This window comes from Nocardiopsis sp. LDBS1602 (genome assembly GCF_035818715.1).
In the GTDB taxonomy this organism is placed as follows: domain Bacteria; phylum Actinomycetota; class Actinomycetes; order Streptosporangiales; family Streptosporangiaceae; genus Nocardiopsis; species Nocardiopsis alba.
In genome coordinates this window covers 1-23,191 of record NZ_JAYLVW010000011.1, presented here as the reverse complement: position 1 = coordinate 23,191, position 23,191 = coordinate 1, and the positions used below count along the sequence as shown (strand labels likewise).

Genomic DNA, 23,191 nt, shown 5'->3' with positions numbered 1-23,191 from the left:
ACGGGGCCGGTCGGTCCGGCGTCCGCCGATCATCGCACGACGTCCTGCGGCCGTCTCGGAGCCGACGCCCCTCTCGAAGACGACCACCCTTGCGGTCATCGCCGACCACGTCGTACCTTCGTATAACCGAACACCGTTAGGTTAATGGGAGCGGCCGTGATCGATTTCTCCTTGAGCGAAGAACAACGGGCCATCCGGGACTGGGTGCGGACCTTCGTACGACGCGAACTCATGCCGTTGGAGAACGAGGCCCTGCGCCGCGAACGCCAGGGGCACCCGCCCGGTCTGACCGCCGAGGAACGCCACGGGCTGCGCTCCCTGGCCCGCTCCTCCGGTTTCTGGGGCGTGTCCACCCCGCAGGAGTACGGCGGCATGGGGCTGGACGCGGTCACCGAGGCCCTCATCGAGACCGAACTCGGCCGCACCTTCCTGACCTTCAAGTTCGGCGGCGAGGCGGACAACATCCTCTACCACGCCGACGAGGAGCAGAGACGGCGCTACCTGCTGCCCACCATCGAGGGCGAACTCCGGTCCTGTTTCGCCATCACCGAGCCGGGCGCCGGCTCCGACGCCAAGGCCATCCGCACCCGCGCCGTCCGGGACGGCGACGCGTGGGTCCTCAACGGCGAGAAGACCTTCATCACCGGCGGGAACGAGGCCGATTTCGCCCTGGTGTTCGCGGTCACCGACCCCGAGAAGGGCGCCGACGGCGGCGTCACCTGCTTCCTCGTCGACCGCGACATGGGGTGGACCTCCGAGCCCATCGACACCATGGGCGAGCGTCGCCCCGCCTCCCTGGTCTTCCAGGACGTGCGGGTCCCGAACGCCAACGTCCTGGGCGAGGAGGGCCGCGGCTTCGCGCTGGCCATGCGGTGGATCGGCAAGGGACGCTACCTGCTGCCCGCCCGCGCCCTGGGCGGCTGCGAACGCCTGCTCGACATGGCGATCGAGTACTCCCGGACGCGCGAGACCTTCGGGGCGCCGATCGCCGACCGGCAGGCGATCCAGTGGATGATCGCCGACTCCCAGACCGAGATCGAGGCGCTGCGGCTGCTGGTGCTGCACGCCGCCTGGCTGGTCTCCCAGGGGCGGGACTCCCGGCACGCCCAGTCGATCGCCAAACTGTTCGGGGGCGTGAAGGCCAACGAGATCGTCGACCGGGTCCTCCAGATCCACGGCGGCATGGGCTACACCCGCGAACTGCCGATCGAACGCTTCTACCGCGACCTGCGGCTGTTGCGCATCTTCGAGGGCACCGACGAGATCCAGCGGCGCACCATCGCCCGCGACCTGCTCAAGGGCCACGTGAAGGTCGGCGCGGGCCTGACCTGACCGTACGCGCCCATCGTTCCCGCTACCGGGGGCGGTGGGCCGTGTCCGGCAGGGTGTGCAGCGAGAGAGGGGCCGGCGGGGGCAGTCTCGCTCCGGAGGTGTCGGCGCGGAACGCGTGGAGCAGGTAGGCGACCAGCCTCCGGGAGGCCGCCTCGTCGTCCGGAAGCGTCGCCACCAGACCGGCGTGCGCCAGCATGACCAGGACGAGGTCGGAAGGGTGGAAGTCGGACCGCAGGGCGCCCGAGGCCTGCGCACGGCGCATCAGACGCACGAGATCCCCTTCGGCGCGTGCCCGGACCCGCGCGTGTTCGTTCGCCCGCTCGGGGAAGGTCGCCATGAACGCGGCCGGAAACCCCCGTTCCTCCCGTTGGAGTTCGCAGAGCGTCTCGACCAGTCGGACGAACCCCTCCCAGGGGTCGGGGTCCGCCAGAGCGTCCACGAGCGCGTTCGCGCAGGTCCGCATCTGTCGCTCGAACGCGCTCCGGACCAGGTCGTCCCGGGTCGGAAAGTGGCGGTACAGCGTCGCCACGCCGACCCCGGCCCTCCGGGCCACCGTCGCCACCGGGGCGTCGATCCCCCGCTCGGCGAAGACCTCGCGCGCCGCGACGAGCACACGCTCCCTGTTGCGTCGGGCGTCGGCCCGCATGCCTCCGGTGTCCCCGATCCGAGAGGATCCCGCCATCACCGTCTCCCACTTCCGGTCCGTACGGACGATCGCGTCCACCGCAGAGCCTACGGTCGGCCCCGGATCCCCGTCACGAAGGTGGAGTCATGGACGATCGGATGATGAGGGCGGTCCTCTTCGACCGCTACGGCCCTCCCGAGGTGCTCTACACGGCCCGGGTGCCGCGTCCCGAGCCGGGGCCGGGAGAGGTGTTGGTGCGTGTGCGCGCGTTCAGCGTCAACGGTGGTGAGACGGCGGCCCGGGCCGGGCGGGTCCGGATCCTGACCGGTCGGCGCTTCCCTCAGCGGACGGGGCTGGACTTCGCCGGTGAGGTCGCCGCCCTGGGCGTCGGCGCGACGGGGTTCGCGATCGGTGAGCCCGTGTGGGGCGTGCTGGGCCGTACCTCCGGGTTCGGTAGCGCGGCCGAGTACGTGGTCGCCTCCCCCGAGCGGCTGGGCCGGATCCCCGACGGGACGGACCCGGTGGCGGCGGCCGCGCTGCCGGTCGCCACCACGGCGGTCACCGCGCTGCGGGACAAGGCCCGGCTGCGGCCGGGGGAACGGCTTCTCATCCGAGGCGCGGCGGGCGGTGTGGGCAACGCCGCCGTCCAACTCGGACGGGCCTACGGCGCGAAGGTCACCGCGCTGGCCCGGGACGCCAACCTCGACTTCGTCCGCGACCTCGGGGCGCACGAGGCCGTCGACCACCGGTCGACCCCGCTCGAGGCCCTGGGCCGTTTCGACGTGGTCATGGACACCGTCGGGACCGGGCTGCCGGCCTTGCGGGGCCTTCTGAACCCGGGCGGTCGCATGGTCGCCATCGCCTTCGACCTGTCCCGTCCGGTCGGGTCGCTCGGCGGTATCGCGCTCAGCGCGGTCCACGGGCGCGGCCGGGTGCGTTTCTTCAGCGGCGACCCCCGTCGAAAGGACTTCGACGATCTGGCCCGCCACGTGGTCGAGGGGTCGCTGGTCCCGGCGGTGGACACGGTCTTCTCCCTGGAGGAGACGGCCGAGGCGCATCGGGCCCTGGAGGCCGGTGGGGTGCGGGGGAAGTACGTGGTCAAGGTCGACTGAGAGAGGTCGCCCGCAAGAACACGGGGGCGTCGAGGAAGGGCTGTGCGCACCGTTCCTCGGCACCCCCGATGTGGAGGCGTGGCCTAGGCCACGTCAACCAGGTCCACGACGAAGACAAGGGTCTCACCGGGCTTGATGAGACCGCCGGCGCCGCGGTCGCCGTAGGCCAGGTTCGGCGGGATGATGAGCTCGCGACGGCCACCGACGCGCATGCCCATGACACCCTGGTCCCAGCCGGGGATGACCTGCCTGGCACCGAGCTGGAAGCGCAGGGGCTCGCCGCGGTTCCAGCTCGCGTCGAACTCCTCACCGGTGGAGAAGGCGACGCCGACGTACTGGACGCTGACCTTGCTGCCGTGACCGGCCTGGTCGCCCTCACCGACCTTGATGTCCCTGATCTTCAGCTCGGTGGGCGGGGGGCCGTCGAGGAAGTCGATCTCGGGGCGTTCGAGCGCCATGGTGGGTCCTCTCTGATTCATGTGAACGTCGAGGGCCAAGGTTATCGGTGATGTCCGAGTGCTCCCGAAGCTCCGACCGGCCGGGACGAGCACCGATGGGCGACCGCGCTTCTCAGTCGGAGCCGACGGTCGCCGCGATCACGTGACCGTGTCCCTCCACCTTGATGGGACCGCTGTCGGCCTGCACGAACACCGATTCACCGCGCCGTAGGAGCATGCCCTCGCCGACCTCGGCGACCAGTTCGACGTCGCCGTGCAGGGCCAGCACCACGGTGGGCCCGTTCCCGGGCAGGTAGGCGGTGATCCGTCCGGGGCCGATCTCGTGGAGGGCGAACTCGGGGGCGGCCGGGCGGAACTCGCGGCGTCCGTCGAGGAGGTCGGGGCGGGCGTAGGGGATGGGCAGGACGGAGAAGTCGACGACGTCGAGCAGTTCGGGGGCGTCGACGTGCTTGCCGGTGAGCCCGGCCCGGAGCACGTTGTCGGAGCTGGCCATCACCTCGATGGCGGTGCCCTGGAGGTAGGCGTGCAGGTTGCCGGCGGGCAGGAAGAGGGCCTGCCCCGGCCAGAGGGTGATGCGGTTGAGCAGCAGGGCGGCGACCGCGCCGGGGTCGGCCGGGTAGCGGTCGGCCAGGTCGGTGATGATTCCGGCGTGGGCGCAGAGCCGTCCCCGCTCGGCCCACTCGGTGACGAAGGCGTCGATCAGTCGGGGGCGGTCGGCCTCGGGCAGGCTGAGCAGGCGGGTGAGCGCGGCGCGCAGCGCGATCCGGGTATCTGGGTTCGACAGATCGTCGCGCAGCAGGGCCGCGAGTTCGGAGTCGAGTCCGACCAGGTCGGCGAGGGCGGCGGAGGGCTCGCGGAAACCGCACAGGGCGTCGAAGGGTTCCAGCGCCAGCAGCAGCTCGGGCTTGTGGTGGGGGTCCCGGTAGTTGCGGTGGGGGGCGTCCACCGGGATGCCGGCGCGTTCCTCGGCCTCGTAGCCGGAACGGGCGCGGGCGGCGTCGGGGTGCACCTGGAGGGAGAGGGGCGCCTCCGCGGCCAGGTACTTGAGCAGGTAGGGCAGGCGGGCGCCGAAACGGGCGGTGGTCTCGGGGCCGAGGACGCGGTGCGGGTCGTCGGCGATCAGGGTGGGGAGGGGTCTGGAGCCGTCCTCGCAGTGCACGGTGCTGGGGGCGCCGTGGTGGGCCCCCAGCCAGAGTTCGGCCTGGGGTCCGCCGTCGGGCTCGACCCCCAACAGGTGTGGGATGGCGGCGCGCGCTCCCCAGGCGTACGGTCGTACCTGGTTGGTGAGCCTGTGCATCCGCTCCCCGCTTTCCAGTCTGTGTTCTCTCACCCCGTGGACACCCTGGTGAGGTGGGAACAGTCTGGCGAAGAGACGTTCTCGGGTCGACACGGCACGCCCCACTCCTCGAGGTAGTGCACGCCTCACCTCAGCCGGCGTGCGGGCCCGAGGTCGGTCCGGGAACCGGCCTCGGCCACGAAGTTACTGGGAAGTAAATCATGATCCGAGACACGTGAACAGCACCACACGATCACCTTCCGACGACACCGGCCACCCCCGGGCCACCGGCTCTCGGCCGGCCGACGGGGACTGACATTATGCCCGTCCGAGTCCCGTTCCATCCCCTGACGAAGGAGAACCGATGCGCCTGCGCCGCGGCGGCCCCGAGGACGCCCCCACCCTGCTGGCCTTGTTCGACGAGGCGGTCGCCTGGCTGACGGCGCGCGGTTCGGCCTCGCAGTGGGGCACCGAACCCTGGTCCGGGATCCCGGAGCGGGTGGCGTTGGTGGAACGGATCGCCGGCGAGGAACTGTGGCTCGCCGAGATCGACGGAGCCGTCGCGGGGGCCCTGGCCGTCGCCGAGACGCCCATCTCCTACGCCCCTCCGGTGGACGAACGGGAGCTCTACGTCCACCTGCTCCTGGTCTCGCGGGGGCACGGCGGACGGAACGTGGGCGGCCGGCTGCTGGACCACGCCCGCGGCCTGGCCCGGGAACGGGGGATCTCTCTGGTCAGGGTCGACTGTTGGGCCGGCGGGGACGGGGAACTGGTCCGCTACTACGAGGGACAGGGGTTCACCCCCTCCCAGCGCGTGCGGGTACGTGACACCGAGGCGCAGGTCTTCGAGGAGAGGGTCCTCCCCCGCCCCGCACACGGGGGCTAGCGCGCGCGACGCACCTTGTCGGACTCCTCGACGAGCCGGTCGATCATCTGCCCGGTGAGCTCCGGGTCCGGCGGGGCCAGTCCGGCGATCGCCGCCATGTACAGGCCGTCGCCCGCGCGCAGGATGATCTCGGCGAGGACGGGGTCGGTGAGCTCCTCGTGCAGCAGTTCGCGCCAGTGCTCGAACAGGTACTGCACGTGCCGGACCGCCTCCTCCTCCAGCTCCTCATGGCTGCGCAGGGCGGCGATGAGCGCCCAGTACAGCTCCTTCTCCTCCGGACTCTGCGGCAGCGAGGTGCGCAGGAAGACCCGGACCAGGCCCTCCTCGCTCTCGCGCGCCTGTCTGAACTCCTCCTCCGCGAGTTCTCGCAGTCGCTCGATCAGCCCGTTCACCATGGCCGCCTTGGACGGGAAGTGGTAGAGCAGCCCGCCCTTGGACACCTCCGCCTCCCTCGCCACGGCCTCCAGGGTCACCGCGGAATAACCGCCCCGGATCAGGGTGTCCTGTAGAGCGTCGAGGATGCGGTCGCGTGTGTTCGAAGTACTCACGATTGACACTGTACCGTCCGGACGGTACTGTACCGTCTGGACGGTCGAAGAGTCCCGAAGTGTGTCTCGAGCCCACCCGGTCGACCAGGCTTCCCGTCCGCCCGGACGATCTCCGCACTCCGCCGGGCCACCTCCGCGAGCTCGACCGAGCCGCGATCCACCCCGCGATCGATGACGAGGGAATGATGAGTACCGCCGAGGCCGGAAACGGCTCCACCCGCGCACACGCGAGCGACGGGAGGCCGCCCGCGCTCGCGGGGCCGCGCGAGTGGGCCGCACTCGCCGTCCTGGTCCTGCCCGTGCTGTTGATCTCGGTCGACATGACCGTGCTCGGCTTCGCCGTGCCCGCGCTCAGCGAGGCCCTGAGCCCCACCGCCGGTCAGCTTCTGTGGATCATCGACATCTACGGCTTCATCCTGGCCGGGCTGCTGATCACCATGGGCTCGCTCGGCGACCGGATCGGCCGACGACGACTCCTCATGATCGGTTCCGCCGCCTTCGGCGTGGCGTCGCTGATCGCGGCCTTCTCGCCCAACGCCGAGGTGCTGATCCTGGCCCGCGCCCTGCTGGGCGTCGCGGGCGCCTCGCTCATGCCCTCGACCCTGTCGCTGCTGCGGAACATCTTCCTGGACCCCCGCCAGCGCCTGCTGGCCATCGCGATCTGGGCCTCCGGTTTCTCCGGAGGCGCGGCGCTCGGCCCCATCCTGGGCGGTTGGCTGCTCGAGCACTTCTTCTGGGGTTCGGTCTTCCTGATCAACCTGCCCGTGATGGTGTTGATCCTGATCCTGGTGCCCCTGCTGGTGCGCGAGTCGCGCAACCCCGACTCCGGTCGGATCGACCTGGTGAGCGTGCTGCTGTCCCTGGGCGCCATGCTGCCCGCCGTGTACGGCATCAAGAAGCTGGCCACCGGCGGTGTGGACGTGCTGCCGTTCGTCTCGCTCGTGTTCGGTCTGGCTCTGGGCTACCTGTTCGTCCGCCGACAGAAGAAGCTCGACGACCCGCTCATCGACGTCCACCTGTTCCGCAACCGCGTGTTCAGCGTGGCCGTGGTCACCAACCTGATGATCGTGTTCTCGATGGTGGGGTCGCTGTTCTTCCTCACCCAGTACCTGCAACTGGTGCTGCACGTCTCGCCGATGCGCGCCGGCATGGTGCTGGTCCCCGGTCTGGTGCTGTCCGTCGTGGCCGGTCTGGTCGCCGCCCGCGTGGCCCGGTACCTGAGCCTGGCCACCGTGATCGGGGTGTCCCTGCTGGTCACCGCGGGCGGGTTCGCCACCTTGATCTTCACCCCGGCCGACGACGTCACCCGGGGTGTGACCCTGGTCGTGATCGCCTTCGCCCTGATCGCCCTGGGCACCGGTTTCGCCGAGACGCTGACCAACGGCGCCATCATGTCGGCGGCCCCGCCCAAGCGGGCGGGCGCGGCCTCGGCGATCTCCGAGACCGCCTACGAGATGGGCGGCGCTCTGGGCGTGGCCATCCTGGGCAGCGCGTTGACCGCGTTCTACCGGGCGCACCTGACCGAGATCGACGGGGTGCCGACCGCCGCCACCGACGCCGCCCGGGAGACCCTGGGCGGTGCCACCAACGCCGCCGATCAGGTGGGCGGCGCGGCCGGTGCCACCCTGCTGGACAACGCCCAGCTGGCGTTCACCAACGGCATGCACATGACCTCGACCATCGCCGTGGTGATCGTGCTGGCCGCCGCGGTCCAGGCCTGGTTCCTGCTGCGCGGGCAGGGCAACCCGGCGGTGGAGGGGCAGGCCACCGACGAGGAGCGACGCGAGGAGCCCGAGGCGGAGGCCACCGTCGAGGAGGAGCGTCCGGAGGCCGTCCTGGCCGCCGCCGACGCCACGAACGACGGCGCGGACGACACCGTCAGGTAGTCGGGCCGCCCACGTACCGCACGGCCCCCGGAGAAAGGCTTCTCCGGGGGCCGACCCGTGTGCGGACCTCAACGGTCGTAGGGCGGCCGGGGCAGTCGCAGCAGCTCCACGTCCTCGCCCGGCCCCTCCGGCGGAACGACCGCGTAGGCCTCCGCCAGGGCGGCGCCCCACAGGCTCGCGGGACGGTCGTGGCCCACCGGCACGGCCCCCTCCGGCCCCAGACGCACCGCGACCAACGAGGTCCGGCCCGGTCGCCCCCGCACCTCGCCGGCCAACGGCATCCGTCCCGCGCCGGCGGTCGGTTCCGTACGGCCGAGCATCCCGGCCAGCAACGGCACCAGAAGAGTCAACGAGGCCACCAGCGCCGCGTTCGGGTTGCCCGGCAGCCCCACGAACACCGTGTCGTCCGAGTGCGCCAGCAACTGCGGATGTCCGGGGCGGCAGTCCACCCCGTCGACCACCACCTCGGCGCCCGCCTCCCGCAGGACCGTGCGCAGATGATCGGCCGGCCCCTTCGATGAGGATCCGCACACCACCACCACGTCGGCCTCGGCGTCGGCCAGGGCCGCGCTCAACTCTTCACGTACGTCGCCCAGGTGACGTGTCCGCACGGCGCACCCACCGGCCCAGGCCACCACCCCGTCCAGCATCGGGCCGATCGCGTCCCGGACCACCCCCGCCCCGGGCAGCCCCTCGACGGCGATCTCGTCCCCGGTGACCAGCACCTCGACCCGGGGCATGCGTACCCGCAACAGGTCGTGTCCGAGCGCCGCCGCCAGTCCCAGGACCGCCGGGGTCACCTCCGTCCCCGCCGGCAGTACCGACTCCCCCGGGGCGATCTCCTCACCGCTCCAGCGCACGTGACGGCCCCGCTCCACCTCACCGTGGATCCGGTCCTTCACGACCGTGGCCCCCTCGTAGGGCAGGACGGCCTCGGTGCCCTTGGGCACCAGCGCCCCCGTGGCGATCTCCACCGCCTCGCCCTCGGCCAGGCAGACCTCCGAGACCGGAACGCCCGCCAACCGCACCCCCACCGGACGCCAGGGGCCCATGCCGCGGACCGCGTAGCCGTCCATCGCCGAGGCGTCGAAGGAGGGCGATCCCACCAGTGCCCTCAGATCGTCCGCCAGCCGTCCGCCCAGCGCCGAGGCCGACGGAAGCACCCCGATCGGACACCCCCACCGCTCCCCCAGCCCTCGGGCCAGCTCACGCGCCCGATCCCAGGGGGTGGAACCCCGATGGCCACCGCACTCCGCCACGACCATGCCCTTTCTTCGCCGCCAGGGCGCGTCCCCGACCGATCCGACCCACCCGAGGCGGACGCTACCGGGCGCGCGGGGCACCGTCGTCGACCGCCGCACCCGCCCCTCGAACTCCGATTTGCCGTCTGTCGAATCTCCGCTAAAGTCTTTACCAGCAGCAAGGCGCGGCCCACGGAAACGGGGGCGGCCCGGCAGCAAGCGGACGTGGCTCAGCTGGTAGAGCATCACCTTGCCAAGGTGAGGGTCGCGGGTTCGAATCCCGTCGTCCGCTCGGAGGAGACATACGGGTGAGCGATCACCCGGCGTGTACTCGGTGGAGTGGCCGAGAGGCGAGGCAGCGGCCTGCAAAGCCGTCTACACGGGTTCGAATCCCGTCTCCACCTCGAGCAGTATCCGGGGCGATTAGCTCAGTTGGCTAGAGCACTACCTCGACACGGTAGGGGTCACAGGTTCGAGTCCTGTATCGCCCACCCCGGACTAAGGCCGGAATCCACAAGGATTCCGGCCTTAGTCGTTTCCACCCCCTATGACACACGCCCCACCGACCCCACGGGCGGCCCCTTCCCGCGAGGCGTCCGACTCATCATCGAGAGCAAGGGCTCTACTCGAGGACGTCCCAATGGTGAGGCACACGTTGGTCAGGGGCCGTGCCCGAAGTGCGCGGTCCCCACGGAGGACCCCGATCGGAGCCGCTGCGTCTATAACCGGGGCTACCCTGAGTTCTCCGGTACAGCTCCAGCGGCAGCAGGGACCCCCATGGCGGACACCACAGACCGACCGGACGACGAGCCCGAAGGTAGCAGTAAAACCGACGAATCAAGCAGTTCGGACAATATCTCGATTAAGTCCAAAGGGAAGGACAGCACCTCGATAGTCGTTACCCATGGCGCCATTGCTCACCTTCACTTTGGCCGCCACGTTGAGACCACCGAGAAAGAGTATCCTTCCAGGCTCCACGATGAAACCGCCGAGACGGACACGCCCAAGAGTTTGGACTCGCAGAAGGAAGAGGTCTACCTCGGCGTTCTACAACAGAAGCATAGGCACGTCGAGGTGAACTTCTGGATCAGCATCATCTTCATTGTGGTCGGCTTTGGCGTCATCTTGGCAGGTCCCGTTGTGGCATTAGTAAGCGAGGATGTATCCGCGCTGATGGTGAGCCTATTGGGAGCTCCGTTCGCAGCGATCGGGGTGTGGCTGAGGTGGCACGTGCGGCAAACCAGTAGTGCTCTGGATGCACGCGTCGACCGCATTGAACAGCAGATAGACAAAGACCACGGGCTGCAACGGGCCACAAGACTGACCGATCGGATCAAGAACCCCGAGTTGCGCGATCGTCTACACGCGACGGCGGCCATGGAGGCACTGGGAGTAACCCCAGACCCCGAGACGACGGCAGGCCGGATCTTTGCTGAGGCTGAGGTAATCGAGCCGGAGGAGATCGAACCGGGCGCCTCCAAGCCTTGACGCCCGGGAGTATGCGGGGTCCAGTCCCTACCATGTCAGCATGAACCACCTCGGGGTACGACTCGACTAACTGAGCTACGTTGCCGACCTATCCCAGGAAAAGCTGGCCACCCTACTCAACGATCCTCCCGCCAAGCCTGGCCTTCGTGACGCGCATCGTCGGTTTCGTCCACTGTGTTGACGCCCATGTTGAGGATCTGTACGAGCAAACCGAGTAGAGCGCCCCCTCTGCCCGAGGAAGAGGCTCATGGTCACGAGCTTCTTACAGAGCTGAGACGGCCCGAACGACGAGTAACGAGGGTTCTCGGTTCGGGCGTACGGGGGAAGAACAGCAGCGGGATCACTTGGTCCCTACCCACGTGGGACCTCACCTGATGGAACGGGGCTTAGCAACAGTTTCTAGCCTTCTCGGTCCTCCTCGCTGGGCGGGGCCAAGTAGGGGCCACAGAAGGATGCAGCCCCCACAGAGGGCCCCGATCGGAACCGTCGGATCTCCAGTCCCGTGGCTCCGACATCCATCCGACCCTCATGTTCTACGCTGCTCCGGCTCACTGAGTACGGAGCGCTCTTCCTCACGTCGGTGTACGAAGGTTCGTGGAGGGGCCGAAGGTGGTGGTGACACCCCGGCTCGCTCCCCCACACCCTCATCCGGATCCAGATCCGGGCAAGAGCCTTCGCCACCCGGACGTGGCGGGGCTTGGTGAGCGTGGCGATGCGGGCCCCAACGAACTCCGTGAAGGGGTGGTCCGCGTTATCCGAGGTCGACCGCACCGCCACGCCGGCTTTTACACCCCAGCACACGTCACCGAGATGCAGGGGACGGAAGGTCTTCGCTTACAGACCTTTGAGCTATAGCACCCCTGCCATCACACACCCAGGAGAGGTCACCACCTCGCGCCCCCGTGCAGACATGACCAGTCTCGGCCACCTAGAAGACAATACAGCTTCCTCCATGCGAAAATATCGCGCCTCGACATTTTTACAGCAACCACAAAACGGAGAATATCTGACCCGTGAACCGAAAAGCAGTAGTATTCTCCATACTGTCTCTCGCAATATTCCCAATATTGATGGCCCCGATTCTTGGAATCGAAAGAGCAGCATGGCTCGCGTCAATAACCGCAGTCCCACTGGCCGCCCTGATCTCACTTCACACTTCAATACAGACAAACAAGAAAACAGAAGAAACACAACAGAAACACGAAAGTGCCGCCCCTCAAGCCGAAAACAGGGCAACCCCAAACCAAGAACCGAGGAGCAGAACCGAACTTTCGACACGGATAAAAATTGAGCAGTACGCAAACCCCCTCATCACGACAACCTTCTTTGGAATTTTCAGTGGCCTTGCCTCGCTAATAGTTAATACAACCCATGGAGGATGGTACGCCGCGGCATGCGGAATCGTTTTAATGTTTGCATCAGGAGTTGCACACGAGAGATGGACCTCAACCGCCCGAAAAGATCTACACCACGCCTTCGGAACCCATATTGCAGCCAACGCATGCCTGTTCGGGCTGATCGTAGCCCCGAGCATCGCAGGTGGAACCGGGCAGCTTGCAGCATCCCTCACCGGGACGGGCTCTGAAAACTTTGGAGCTCTCGCCGGAGCAATCAGCCAGGGAGCAATCCCCGCAGCAATTGTTTTCCGCCTCGGAATGCTCACAGCCGGAGGATACGAAGCCCGAAACCGAAAGGATGACAGCCAACGACAAAAAGAACGCGAAGAAGATTGGAAGAAAATGCGCCCCCACATCGGACCCGCATTCTCGATGGCCTTCATCGCCTTCACCGGTAGCTTGTTGATCTCTGCACTATTCAATCGGCCTGAATATGGAGCCACGATCGGCTTCATCATGGCACTGGTGATAATATCCGCAGACATCAGCGCGAGAAGCGCCACCCTCAGACAGTGACGACAATCCAGGCTCTGAAATGATTGATACCAGACAACAAATTACAAATATTGCTCATTCTACTCGAATCAGCTTCATGAGATCAGCAGTCGATATCCGATACTGGTTTCCGATCCGCACCACGTTTACCGGGAACTCCCCCGAGCATGCCAGTTCGTAGGTCAAGGGCGGCATCATCGGGTCCGAGGGTATTCGGGGTGGACAGGTTGAGGGCGTTGACAGCGGTGCGGAGTAGGTGAGCGAGTTCTTCCGGGCTGGTGAGGAGATCCCTAGGGTTTCCCGGGGCGACCGGAGTTGTTACCGGTGAAAGGTGTGGGGGTGTGTTTCCAGCAGCGCCGTCCGCTGATGTAGGCGCGAGTGGGGGTTGCTCCGCAGAGCCTGTCCTGTTCTCTGAGGTAGTGATGGCAGGGCTCGTGTTCTTGGCCCGGCATGGAGTCGGCGATCCACGCGGCGATCTCTGGAGGTAGCGCCGTGTCGTTGGGTGGCTCGGTGGTGGTTGGTGGCCGTTCTCGGGTGGGGATGGGGATGGTCGGGGTGTCGTGGCCGGGCGCGCGTGGGGTTCGGGCGCCCCCGGTGGAGCGTGAACGGCGTTTCTGGGGCTGATGAAGGATGGAGTCGTGAGATTCGTAGCCCTTGTTAATCCTGTGTGTGGGGGTGGTGAGGGCCCGTAGGTGCGGAGGCAGGTCGGCTTCGGTGAACGGACGCCCTTGGGCGTGGGCGTACTCCTCGTAGTGGTCGGGTGTAACCCAGAGACGGCTGACGGTGCGCATATTCGCCGAGGGAATCGCGATCGGCACAAGGAGACCTCCGGCGGAGTTCTCGATGAACTCCTCCAAGCGGGTGGGCGAGCGCTCCCAGATACCGTGCTCTTTACCGCAGTCCAGAGTGAGGGGCCCAGGGACAGGGCAGCGGCCAGGGATGTTACGACACCACTCCCACCTGTAAGCGCTGATGCCGTCGGAGACCCACGCAGCACGGCCATGGAGCAGCTGTTCGGGAAGCATCTTGTTGGCCATGGACCAGGGAACCTTGTTGATGAGCTCACGGGTCTGGGACTTCGCGCTGTAGTCGGTGGTGAGCCAAGATGGTGTATGCCCATTCCGGTAGACGGTGTTGGTGCGCTTGGTGATGGCACCTCTGCCTGGCTGGGCGATCTGGATCTGCCAGTTGATCTGACGGCCTTCAGGGCCGAGGACGACCACGTCCGCGCGACCCTTGGCACCGACCCCGTAGTCAGCGGATAGGCCTGCGTCGGAGGCATTGGTAGCGATGCGGTCTCGCCAGGCTTTTCGTTCGTCGCTCTCGACGGAGTCGCAAGAGCCTTCCTCTGAGGAGTGGTGAGCGACTTCCCAGAACCCGTCCCTGAGGCGTTTGCTGCGCACGTACATCGAGGCTTTGTCTCGGCGAACGGGAATCTTCAGGCACCGGGTGCACAGCAGATCGCCTTTGCTATAGGAGCGGCGTTTGCCCGGGGATACATAGAGAAAGGTGCGGAGCTGGTCGGGGGCGAGGCCGAAGTCGTCCAGGTTGGGGTCGATCTCCAGACCAGCCGCGACCCACAGGACAGGAGCGAGTTCATCTGTCATGGCTACCTCGAGGAGGGGGGAACAGGTGTGTCGATGATCGCTGTCGGGTGCGTCAAAATAGGCGGCCGACAGGTTTGCTAGAGACTCCTCTCCTAGTGCTCAGCAGACGTGCAGGTGCAGTGAGAGGTTGTCCTGCACTTCACGGACTTGACGCAGCGATCGAGAATTCTCTTTGGGGCAGCAGTCGCTGTCATGGATCGAGTGGACGAGTATGTGCAACAGGAGACCGTTCGAGGCACCCCGAAGGTCCATAAGCGGGCGCCGATTCTGGGCCCTTGGGCGCTGGTCGCCTGCGAGTTCCTAGCGATCTTCCGCCTGTCCCCTGCTTGGGAGGGCCTGCGCTCGTAGAGGCCGCGTTCCTTCACGAGGCGGCCCCAGCCCTCTTTCCGGTCGAAGTGTTCACCGATCGCCTTCCCATCGGCTAGCTCTCCGTGCTCCTGTTCCCATTCCTCAGCCCACATCCAGGCTCGGGCCTGGAACGGTGAGTGGGGGTGGGGAACCTTCTTCTGCCCCGACGCATCCACAAGATGCAGATCAGCTCTCGGAGAGAACCACCCCCTGTAGGTCCCGCTCATCGTCTGCGGACGCAGTGCGTACGCTCTTGGCCGTGGTGCGGAACTCGCGCATGAGCACGTACGCACCGATCAATGCGAACGACGGCCAGGCGTGAATGATCCGCGACCACATCGTGGGGTCGGCGACCGCGACGTTGGCCGCCGGCGAGGCGACCGAGCCGAGGATGAGTAGCGCCCAGGGCAGCAGGCCGCCTCTGCGTCCGTATCGGGCATCGCTGAGCAGGGTCGTCATGGAGGCGCCCACGATCATGCCGTCCACCAAGAGCGGGAACAGGGCCGCGCACCACTCGGGTTCGCCGTGGTGCAAGGCGAGTTCGTACATGTGGGAGTAGAACACCACCCCGGCGATACCGGCGAGCATCAGCACAGCGGCGATGGTCATCACTCGTGACCAACGGGAGAACTCCATCACGATCACTTCTTTCGTGTGATCGAGACCTTCACGAAGGCCGGAATCCACACGGATTCCGGCCTTCGTCGTTCCCACCCCTTCGTTCCTCGCCGGCGAGCTCGCGACCCCGGGCCACCACCGTCACCACCCCCACCTCCCAAAGACCCGCCCTCAGGCCTGGGGGATCAAAGCAGCCAGGCGCCGCGCGGCCTCCGCCACCGCCACGCCGATCGCCTCGGGGTCCTTCAGTTCCAGGACCGAGACCCCCACCGCGGCCACGGGCTTGCCCTGTCGCCCTACTACGGGGGCGGAGACGCCGCTCACCGCGTGGGTGACCTCGCCGTGGGTGATGGCGTAGCCGCGGCTCCGGGCCTGGGTCACCTCTTCTCGTTCCCGTTCGCGCGGCGGCATCGCAGAGAGGAGGGCAAGTCCCGCCGAGCCCTGGTCCATCGGGTCGACGCGGCCTGCCCGGAAGGCGATGTGCGCGTGCGCGCCGCGCGGTTCGACCACCATGAGCGCCCTGGCCTCCGCCTCCCCTTCGGGGACGACGAGGTGCGCGGTGGCGCCCTGGGTCTCCGCCAGTTCCATGAGGACGGGTCCGGCGACGGTGCGCAGGTCGACCTCGACGGCTTCGGCCAGGGACACCAGGCCGGGCCCGAGGGTGACGCGTTTGGAGGGGTCGCGGGTGCACAGGCGGTGCTCTTCCAGGGTGCGGATCAGCCGGTGGGCGACCGTCCGGTGCACCCCGACCCCTTCGGCGACCTCGGAGACCGTCAGCCCGTGTGGGTTGCGCGCGAGCAGCTCCAGCACCTCGATGCCGTTGTGGAGCGTCTTCGAGGTCTTGGTGTCGGGCCGGTCTCCCTGTGCAGGTGGCACGCGTTTCCTTTCGATGGCGGACACACGTCACCCCCTTGACGGGAGTGACGTGTGACACGTACGTTAACTTTTAATCGCACGGTGCGTGCGATTATAGCACACTGGAGATTCATGGACACCCCGACGGCCTCCCAGATCCACCAGTTCTACGCGCGGCAGTCCCACCTCATCGACTCCGGTCGCGCGCGGGAGTGGGCCGACACCTTCACCCCGGACGGCGAGTTCCACTCACCGACCTATCCCGAACCCGTGGTCGGGTCCGCGGCCCTGGCCGACTTCGCGGCCGGGTTCCACCGCCGGGCCGCCGAACAGGGCGAGGTCCACCGGCACGTGGTCACCAACGTCTGGGTGCGCTCCGACGAGGAGGCGCCCTTCGACGGCGCCGTCGTCGAGGCCTACCTCCAGGTCCTGGCGACCACGATCGGCGGATCGACCCGCATCCTGCGCATGACCACCCTGACCGACCACCTGGTGGTCTCGGAGGGCCGGTGGTCGGTCGCCAGGCGCGAGGTGCGCCGCGACGACTCCCCCGCCTGAGACTCGCCCCTCACCACGAGACCCCACTCCCCTCATCCTGAAAGGAACCCCCGATGACCCAGCACGAGGGCACCGGCCCCGCACGCGTCGACGACCGGCCGGTGACCGCGCTGTATCCCGAACTGCTCGGCACCACCGCGGTGGTCACCGGAGCCGCGCGGGGTATGGGCCGCGCCTTCACCCGCGCCCTCGCCCTGCGGGGTGTCAACGTCGTGGCGGCGGACATCGACGACGCGGCCATGAAGGCGACCGCTGAGGAGATCAACCGGAACGCGGCGGCGGAGGCGCTCGTGTCGACCCCCGGCAGGGTCCTGTCCCGCCGCGTCGACGTGACCGTCGCCGAGCAGCACGACGAGCTGGCCCGCGTCGCCCTCTCCGAGTTCGGTTCCCTCGACTCCTGGGTGAACAACGCCGGGATCTTCCCGTACGCCCCGGTCGGGGAGATCGACACCGACCAGATGAGCGCCGTGCTCGACGTCAACGTGCAGGGCGTTCTGCACGGGGCCCAGGCCGCCGCCCGCCACATGCGTCCGGGCGCGGCCATCGTGAACATGTCCTCGATCTCCGCGGTCCGGGTGCGCAAGGGGCGCGCGGCCTACTGCGCGTCCAAGGCCGCGGTGGCGCACCTGTCGGAGTCGTTGGCGGTCGAGCTCGGGGACCGGGGTATCCGGGTCAACTCCATCGCTCCCGGCTTCATCGACACCGAGATGACCCGCTGGCTCCAGGACGACCCCGAAGCCCTCGCGGCCGCCATGGACCGGGTGCCGCTGCACCGGGTGGGCTCGCCCGAGGAGGTCGTGGGGGTGCTGCTCTTCCTGCTCTCCGACAGCAGCAGATACGTGACCGGCCACAGCATCGCCGTGGACGGGGGGTCGCGCCATGTCTGAGGCCCACGAGCACGACGTGATCGTGATCGGTGGCGGCGGTGCCGGGTTGGCTGCTGCGGCGAGCGCCGCCGAACGGGGGGCCAGGGTCCTGCTGTTCGAGTCCGAGACCGAACTCGGCGGATCGACGCAACTGTCGGCCGGCCTGTTCACCGCTGCGGGCACCAGTGTGCAGGCGGCGCTCGGCGTCGAGGACTCCCCCGAACGCTTCTACCAGCACTACATGGACCTCAACCAGTGGATGCTGGAGCCCGGGCTGATCGAGACGTTCTGTCGGCGGAGCGGTCCGGCGCTCGAATGGCTCATCGGGCTCGGCGTCGAGTTCCCCGCCGTGCTCTCCACCAACGCCCACACTCCCGGTCTGACCCGGGCCGGGGTGGAGGACGTCTGGCGTGGCCACGTGCCCAAGGACCAGGGGTACGGGCTGGTGAGCGTCCTGGCCGCCGCCTGCCGGGAGCGACGCGTGGAGGTCGTCCTGAACACGCGGGTCGAGGACCTGTTGTTCGAGGACGGACGTGTGGTCGGCGCGGTCGCGGACGGCGTCGAGGTGCGCGCGGCGGCGGTCGTGGTGACCACGGGCGGCTTCTCCCACGATCCCGCCCTGTTGGAGGAGCACTATCCGGACGCGCTGAGGTCCGGCGCGGACGGCTTCGTCGTCGCCGCCGAGGGCAGCCGGGGTGACCACCTGCGCTTCGCCGACCGGGTGGGGGCGTCGGTGACCGGGTCGGGATGGGGTCTGATCCTGCCCACCGCCTACTTCCAGCGCCGGCACCACTGGCAGTCGGGGTTCCCGCCGCTGTCGCGGATCCACGTGGACGAACGGGGGCTGCGCTTCATGGACGAGGACGCCTCCTACGCGGTCTCGACCGGCATCATCGACGCGCGGGGCGGCCGGGTCTGGTGCGTCTTCGACGAGCGGGCGAGGAGGTCCCTGCCCGCCGGCTACTCCGACTGGACCCCCGACCGGATCACCGAGGAGGCCGAGGCGGGTCGCACGCTCCGCGCCGACACCCTGGAGGAACTCGCCGGCATGATGGGCGTCCCGGAACGGGCCCTGGTCACCACGGTGCGGGACTGGAACGAACAGCTGCCGTACGGCCGGGATCCGCTCTTCCTGCGGCACCGCACCCTGGAGGCCAAGGGGCTGACCTCACCGCCCGACCCCATCGGTCCCGGGCCGTACTACGCCGCCCGGTACCTGCCGACCGAACTGGTCTGCACCCACGCCGGGCTGGCCGTGGACGGCCGCGCCGCCGTCCGCGACCGTTCCGGCCGGCCCATCGACGGCCTCTTCGCCGCTGGTGAGGCCGGTGCCGGGGTGCTCGGTCCCCGCTACGTCGGCGGCGGCAACGCCGTCTCCAACGCCGTCACCATGGGGCGCATCGCGGGCCTCGAGGCGGCCTCCGGGCTCTGACCCGGAATCCCCCGATTCATCAGGGCCGCGGTGTCCGATCCCGGCCCGACCTGCCCACTAGGAGGCAGCATGTCACTGGACCCCCAGCCGCCCCGGACCCCGGAGCGGACCTCAGAGCGGACCTCGGATCACGGCGACTTCCGCTCACGTCTGAAGGTCATCCGCGCCGCGGTGCTCGGAACGATCGTGGAGTACTACGACTTCGGCATCTACGGTTACATGGCGACGTTCGTCGCGGCCCTGTTCTTCGTATCGGACGATCCGACCGCGGCGATGCTGGGCACCTTCGCCGCCTTCGCCGTCGCCTTCTTCATGCGGGTGCCCGGCGGGATCTTCTTCGGCCACATCGGTGACAAGTACGGGCGCAAGCAGGCGCTGTCGTGGACCATCCTGCTCATGGTGCTGGCCACGGCGCTGATCGGGGTACTGCCGAACTACTACACCCTGGGCATGTGGGCGACGAGCATGCTCGTCTTCTGCCGCTGTCTCCAGGGGTTCGCGGCCGGCGGCGAACTGGGCGGGGCCAACGCCTTCGTCGCGGAGTCCGCCCCGGCGCGTTGGCGCGCCACCCAGACCTCGCTGGTCAACTCCGGCACCTACCTCGGTTCGCTCTTCGCGGCCCTGGTCGCGCTGACCGCCACCAGCGTCTTCACCGATCAGCAGATCCTCGACTGGGCATGGCGGATCCCGTTCCTGCTGAGCCTGCCGATCGGTGTCATCGGCCTGTACATCCGCAGCCACCTCGACGACACCCCGCAGTTCAAGGAGCTCAGCGCCCAGGGTGAGACCAAGAAGGTCCCCGTACGCGACCTCCTGGTCACCAACTGGCGATCGGTCGTGAAGATCGTCTGCCTCGGCGCCGTGATCACGGGCGGGTACTACATCGCCTCGGTGTACGCGGCCACCTACCTTCAGACCACGGCGGGGCACTCCTCACAGGTGGCCTTCGCCTCGACCTCGGTGGCCATGGTGCTCGGGGCGTTGACCCTGCCGCTGTCCGGTTATCTGGCGGACACCGTCGGCCGTAAGAAGGTCCTGTTCATCGGGAGCGCCGGAGCCGCGCTCCTCGGCGTGCCGATGTTCATGATGATGGCGGCGGGGCCCGCCTGGGCGGCCTTCGTGGGTCAGTCCGTGCTCTTCGTCCTCGTGTCGGTGGTCAACGGCGCCTCGTTCGTCACCTACGCGGAGATGCTCAGCGCTTCGACCCGCTACAGCGGCATCGCCCTGGGCAACAACGTGACCAACACGCTTCTGGGCGGTACCGCCCCCTTCATCGCCACCTGGCTGATCAGCGTCACCGGGAACGACCTCGCCCCCGCGGGCTACTTCGTTCTCACCGCCCTGATCACCCTGGGGGCCGTCTTCTTCGTGACCGAGACGCGCGGCAGCGAACTGCGCATCGACTAAGGGAGCGGTTCATGGACCACCACGGACTCAAGGGCCTCACGGTCGTCGTCACGGGCGCCGCCACCGGCATGGGCCGCGCCGAGGCCACGGAACTGGCCGCGTGGGGCGCCCACGTATGGATCGCCGACGTGGCCAAGGATCCCGGCCGCGAACTCGCGCGCACGCTCACGGACCGCGGCGGCCGTGCCGAGTTCTTCCGCCTCGACGTGACCGACCCCTCGGCGTGGGCGGACCTGCGCGACGCGCTCACCGAGGGCCCGGGCGTCGTCCACGGCCTGGTGAACAACGCGGGGGTGAGCCACCGTCACGGCATCGTCGACACCGCCGACGAGGACTGGCAGCGGGTGCTAGACATCAACCTGTCCGGAATCTTCTACGGCATGAAGTACCTCGCGCCCCTGCTCAAGGCCGCGGGCTCCGCCTCTGTGGTGAACGTGTCCTCCATCGCCGGGATGACCGGCTACTTCGCCGCCGGGTACGCGGCGAGCAAATGGGGGGTCCGCGGCATCAGCAAGACCGGTGCGCTGGAGTTCGCGCCCTGGGGCGTTCGGGTCAACTCCCTGCATCCCGGCCTCGTGGACACGCCCCTGCTGTGGTCCGGCGCTCCGGAGTTCGTACACGAGAGCCTGCGTTCGGTGCCCGCCGGGCGGGTCGGAACACCCGAGGAGATCACCGACGCGGTGCTGTTCCTGTTGTCCGACGCCTCGCGTTACGTCACCGGAACGGAGCTGGTCGTGGACGGCGGGATGACCTCGTCCGGGCTCTACCACCGTCTGCTCTCGGGGCTCGGCGAACAGGAGGCGTGAGGGAACGGCCGAGGCCCGGTGCGGCTCTGTGGCAGCCTCGCCCCCACGCCGGCGGGGGTGGCCTCCCCCTTCTCGTGGCGTGGGGCTGGTTCGGCAGTACGGCTCTACCGGGTTCGTCCAGGGTGACGCGGTGAGTCGTGGCCTGTGGTCGGTATCGATCTCTGCTCCATAGGAGGACGACCGGTCTTCTGTGGTGGAGGCGGTGGTGATCGGACGATCCCCGAAACGCCCTCCGTTCGAGGCGACCGGGCTCATCATCGAGGGCGAAGACCCCGTTCGAGGCGTCCCGATGGTGGAGGCACACGTTGGTCGGGGGCGGCACCCGAAGTGCGCTTCGGGTGCGGCCCCCGCGGAGGGTCCCGATCGGAGCCGCCGGGTCTCCAGTCCCTGGGCTCCGACATCCAGCCGGCCCTCACGATCTATGGCTGCTCCGACCCGTCGAATGCGGAGCGCTCTTCCTCGCATCGTTGCGCGAAGGTTCGTGGAGGGGCCGGAGGTGGTGGTGACACCCCCGGCCCACTCCCCCACGACCCCACCCGGATCCAGGTCCGGGCAGGGCCTTCGCCACCCGAAGGCGGCGGGGTCTGGTGGGCGTGGCGGTACGGGACCTGACGGACCTCACGGAGAGCTGGTCCGCGTTGTCCGAGGTCGACCGCACCGCCACACCGGCTTTCACACCGCTGGCGCGGTCCGCAGACGGATCATCGTCCGGGCTCGGTGAGCAGGCGTTGGACATCGGACTTGAAGTACCGGCGATGTCCGCCCAGGGTGCGGACCCAGCGCAGTCTGCCTTCCTGAGCCCACAGGCGGACGGTCTTGGGATCCACCCGGAACGCTTGCGCGACCTCTTGGGGGGTGAGCAGGTCCATGGGGTCGACATCCGGCTGCGTCATGTTCTTCTCTCAGGGGGTCGTTATCGGGGGTCAAGGAAGTTCAGGGGGTTGGGTCGTGTGCGCCAGGCCCACGGCAGGGGCGCGGAAGTCGTAACAAGAGGAGGTTCAGCGCGCCGGTGTCCGTGTCCGGGCGGAGTGCAGTGCGGCCAGCACTTGGACCAGGCGTCCTTCGGCGTCGTCCAGCAGGGCGTTCCTGCGGGCTTGGCTGTTACCCGCCCACTGGGCGCGGGTGAGATAGCGGGCGGCGTCCTCAGCCGCGCTCGCCCCGGCCAACAGGGTGAGGCCGTAGGCAGGGCGGGCGGCCTGGTCCCACGCGGCGCGGGCGCCCTCGACCTGCCGACGCCGGGTCTGAAGCGGCAGTTGGGCCTGATCCCACAGCAGATAGGCCTGCTCCCGCCCCTCCTGGTCGGCCTCGTAAGCATCGAGAAGCCTGGTCAGAAGCTCGTGAGAGGGGCGAATGCGTCCGGTCTCGATCCGCGAGACCGTCGACTGATCCACCCCCGACAACCGATAGCCGCTCAACCCGGCCGCCTGACGCAACCGCTTCAGGTGAACGCCCAACGCTTTCTTGGACTCGACGCACAGGGAGTCCGCGTCCTGATCCACCTGAGCCTCCTTGATCTTCGCCAATGTGGGCTGTTCGGGGCCCGGTGGACGAGAGGTGCGAGAGCTTCTCTGTGCTTCCGGGCGAGCTGTGACTCGGGGGGTGGGCCCCAGGAGGGCGCTCCTTAGAGCGCGCCTCCTGGGGCACCGGACGGGCCACGCGTTGCTGCTGCCAGGCCGCAAGTGCCCCGTCGTCTTAGTGAGGTCGGTCAGGCGAGGGTGCGCACCAGCGCGTCCCAGGCACTGCCCGGCAGGTTCAGGCGCACCTGGTCGGGGTTCTGGGTGTCGCCCATCAACACGTTCCCGCCCGCGATGAGCTTGGCGGCGGCGCAGTTGGAGGCGCCCTGCGAGGCCTCGGCCTTGTGCCAAACACCAGCGGTCAAGGACCTACGACCCTGGGTCTCCACGATCTTCATGAAATATCCTCTACCTGCTTGTTCTTGCGGTTGAAACC

The 23,191-nt window shown here is 68.2% G+C and carries 22 protein-coding genes and 3 tRNA genes; 14 read left to right on the top strand and 11 right to left on the bottom strand.

Annotation, left to right across the window (positions count from 1 at the left end; all coding sequences use genetic code 11):
• Positions 1–156 precede the first annotated feature (156 nt).
• Positions 157–1,332 (top strand): acyl-CoA dehydrogenase family protein, encoded by a 1,176-nt coding sequence (locus tag U9J66_RS23315; RefSeq protein WP_026125357.1) that lies wholly within the window; start codon positions 157–159, stop codon positions 1,330–1,332.
• Between the two features lie 22 nt (positions 1,333–1,354).
• Here U9J66_RS23315 and U9J66_RS23310 read toward each other — a convergent pair whose 3' ends face one another.
• Positions 1,355–2,056 carry a TetR/AcrR family transcriptional regulator gene (locus U9J66_RS23310; RefSeq protein ID WP_326338751.1) on the bottom strand — a complete coding sequence of 234 codons (702 nt, stop codon included), beginning with the start codon at positions 2,054–2,056 and terminating at the stop codon, positions 1,355–1,357.
• Positions 2,057–2,103: 47 nt separating this feature from the next.
• On the opposite strand from U9J66_RS23310, the gene U9J66_RS23305 reads away from it, so the two are divergent.
• Positions 2,104–3,069, top strand: a complete 966-nt coding sequence (locus U9J66_RS23305) for an NAD(P)-dependent alcohol dehydrogenase (RefSeq protein ID WP_326338749.1) — start codon at positions 2,104–2,106, stop codon at positions 3,067–3,069.
• An 83-nt stretch (positions 3,070–3,152) separates the two neighbouring features.
• Here U9J66_RS23305 and U9J66_RS23300 read toward each other — a convergent pair whose 3' ends face one another.
• Together U9J66_RS23300 and manA are read right to left on the bottom strand one after the other, a co-directional pair.
• Positions 3,153–3,527: an FKBP-type peptidyl-prolyl cis-trans isomerase gene (locus U9J66_RS23300; protein WP_326338747.1), complete on the bottom strand. Its 375-nt coding sequence runs from the start codon at positions 3,525–3,527 to the stop codon at positions 3,153–3,155.
• Positions 3,528–3,639: 112 nt separating this feature from the next.
• Positions 3,640–4,824, bottom strand: coding sequence for a mannose-6-phosphate isomerase, class I (gene manA, locus U9J66_RS23295; protein WP_026125358.1), 1,185 nt, complete (start codon positions 4,822–4,824; stop codon positions 3,640–3,642).
• 343 nt (positions 4,825–5,167) lie between these two features.
• On the opposite strand from manA, the gene U9J66_RS23290 reads away from it, so the two are divergent.
• Positions 5,168–5,689, top strand: a complete 522-nt coding sequence (locus U9J66_RS23290) for a GNAT family N-acetyltransferase (protein WP_326338745.1) — start codon at positions 5,168–5,170, stop codon at positions 5,687–5,689.
• Here the strand turns inward: U9J66_RS23290 and U9J66_RS23285 are convergent.
• Positions 5,686–6,237 carry a TetR/AcrR family transcriptional regulator gene (locus U9J66_RS23285; protein WP_026125359.1) on the bottom strand — a complete coding sequence of 184 codons (552 nt, stop codon included), beginning with the start codon at positions 6,235–6,237 and terminating at the stop codon, positions 5,686–5,688. The genes U9J66_RS23290 and U9J66_RS23285 overlap by 4 nt on opposite strands.
• A gap of 185 nt (positions 6,238–6,422) precedes the next feature.
• On the opposite strand from U9J66_RS23285, the gene U9J66_RS23280 reads away from it, so the two are divergent.
• On the top strand, positions 6,423–8,123 hold the full coding sequence (locus U9J66_RS23280; RefSeq protein ID WP_326338826.1) for an MFS transporter: 1,701 nt from the start codon (positions 6,423–6,425) through the stop codon (positions 8,121–8,123).
• Positions 8,124–8,191: 68 nt separating this feature from the next.
• Here U9J66_RS23280 and U9J66_RS23275 read toward each other — a convergent pair whose 3' ends face one another.
• Positions 8,192–9,388 (bottom strand): molybdopterin molybdotransferase MoeA, encoded by a 1,197-nt coding sequence (locus U9J66_RS23275; RefSeq protein ID WP_326338743.1) that lies wholly within the window; start codon positions 9,386–9,388, stop codon positions 8,192–8,194.
• Between the two features lie 195 nt (positions 9,389–9,583).
• Between U9J66_RS23275 and U9J66_RS23270 the strand changes: the two genes are divergently transcribed.
• From U9J66_RS23270 to U9J66_RS23250, 5 genes are all read left to right on the top strand, one after another.
• Positions 9,584–9,656 (top strand) — tRNA-Gly (locus U9J66_RS23270).
• A 41-nt stretch (positions 9,657–9,697) separates the two neighbouring features.
• Positions 9,698–9,768 (top strand) — tRNA-Cys (locus U9J66_RS23265).
• Between the two features lie 13 nt (positions 9,769–9,781).
• Positions 9,782–9,855 (top strand) — tRNA-Val (locus tag U9J66_RS23260).
• A 286-nt stretch (positions 9,856–10,141) separates the two neighbouring features.
• The gene (locus tag U9J66_RS23255; protein WP_326338742.1) at positions 10,142–10,852 is read left to right on the top strand and encodes a TRADD-N-associated membrane domain-containing protein; all 711 of its coding nucleotides are present in this window, start codon (positions 10,142–10,144) and stop codon (positions 10,850–10,852) included.
• Positions 10,853–11,865: 1,013 nt separating this feature from the next.
• A complete protein-coding gene (locus tag U9J66_RS23250) occupies positions 11,866–12,765 on the top strand; it encodes a hypothetical protein (protein WP_326338741.1) in 900 nt (299 codons plus the stop codon).
• A gap of 269 nt (positions 12,766–13,034) precedes the next feature.
• Here U9J66_RS23250 and U9J66_RS23245 read toward each other — a convergent pair whose 3' ends face one another.
• The 3 genes from U9J66_RS23245 to U9J66_RS23235 all read right to left on the bottom strand — a co-directional run bounded on the left by U9J66_RS23245 (position 13,035) and on the right by U9J66_RS23235 (position 16,193).
• On the bottom strand, positions 13,035–14,351 hold the full coding sequence (locus tag U9J66_RS23245; RefSeq protein ID WP_326338739.1) for a hypothetical protein: 1,317 nt from the start codon (positions 14,349–14,351) through the stop codon (positions 13,035–13,037).
• 534 nt (positions 14,352–14,885) lie between these two features.
• The gene (locus tag U9J66_RS23240) at positions 14,886–15,335 is read right to left on the bottom strand and encodes a DUF2637 domain-containing protein (protein WP_326338825.1); all 450 of its coding nucleotides are present in this window, start codon (positions 15,333–15,335) and stop codon (positions 14,886–14,888) included.
• A gap of 153 nt (positions 15,336–15,488) precedes the next feature.
• Entirely contained in the window at positions 15,489–16,193 is a 705-nt protein-coding gene (locus U9J66_RS23235; protein WP_326338738.1) for an IclR family transcriptional regulator, read from the bottom strand.
• A 111-nt stretch (positions 16,194–16,304) separates the two neighbouring features.
• On the opposite strand from U9J66_RS23235, the gene U9J66_RS23230 reads away from it, so the two are divergent.
• The 5 genes from U9J66_RS23230 (at position 16,305) to U9J66_RS23210 (ending at position 21,241) form a co-directional block, all read left to right on the top strand.
• Complete coding sequence (locus tag U9J66_RS23230; RefSeq protein ID WP_326338737.1) at positions 16,305–16,730, top strand: nuclear transport factor 2 family protein; 426 nt, start codon at positions 16,305–16,307, stop codon at positions 16,728–16,730.
• A gap of 53 nt (positions 16,731–16,783) precedes the next feature.
• Positions 16,784–17,617 carry an SDR family NAD(P)-dependent oxidoreductase gene (locus U9J66_RS23225; protein WP_326338736.1) on the top strand — a complete coding sequence of 278 codons (834 nt, stop codon included), beginning with the start codon at positions 16,784–16,786 and terminating at the stop codon, positions 17,615–17,617.
• Positions 17,610–19,028 (top strand): FAD-dependent oxidoreductase, encoded by a 1,419-nt coding sequence (locus U9J66_RS23220; RefSeq protein ID WP_326338735.1) that lies wholly within the window; start codon positions 17,610–17,612, stop codon positions 19,026–19,028. Before U9J66_RS23225 ends, U9J66_RS23220 begins: the two co-directional genes overlap by 8 nt.
• Positions 19,029–19,097: 69 nt before the next feature.
• On the top strand, positions 19,098–20,435 hold the full coding sequence (locus tag U9J66_RS23215; RefSeq protein ID WP_326338734.1) for an MFS transporter: 1,338 nt from the start codon (positions 19,098–19,100) through the stop codon (positions 20,433–20,435).
• Between the two features lie 11 nt (positions 20,436–20,446).
• The gene (locus tag U9J66_RS23210; RefSeq protein ID WP_326338733.1) at positions 20,447–21,241 is read left to right on the top strand and encodes an SDR family NAD(P)-dependent oxidoreductase; all 795 of its coding nucleotides are present in this window, start codon (positions 20,447–20,449) and stop codon (positions 21,239–21,241) included.
• Positions 21,242–21,942: 701 nt separating this feature from the next.
• Here the strand turns inward: U9J66_RS23210 and U9J66_RS23205 are convergent.
• The 3 genes from U9J66_RS23205 to U9J66_RS23195 form a co-directional block, all read right to left on the bottom strand.
• The gene (locus U9J66_RS23205) at positions 21,943–22,110 is read right to left on the bottom strand and encodes a BldC family transcriptional regulator (RefSeq protein WP_014910824.1); all 168 of its coding nucleotides are present in this window, start codon (positions 22,108–22,110) and stop codon (positions 21,943–21,945) included.
• 129 nt (positions 22,111–22,239) lie between these two features.
• Entirely contained in the window at positions 22,240–22,764 is a 525-nt protein-coding gene (locus tag U9J66_RS23200; protein ID WP_326338732.1) for a helix-turn-helix domain-containing protein, read from the bottom strand.
• Between the two features lie 182 nt (positions 22,765–22,946).
• A complete protein-coding gene (locus U9J66_RS23195; protein ID WP_326338731.1) occupies positions 22,947–23,153 on the bottom strand; it encodes a DUF397 domain-containing protein in 207 nt (68 codons plus the stop codon).
• Between the last annotated feature and the right edge of the window lie 38 nt (positions 23,154–23,191).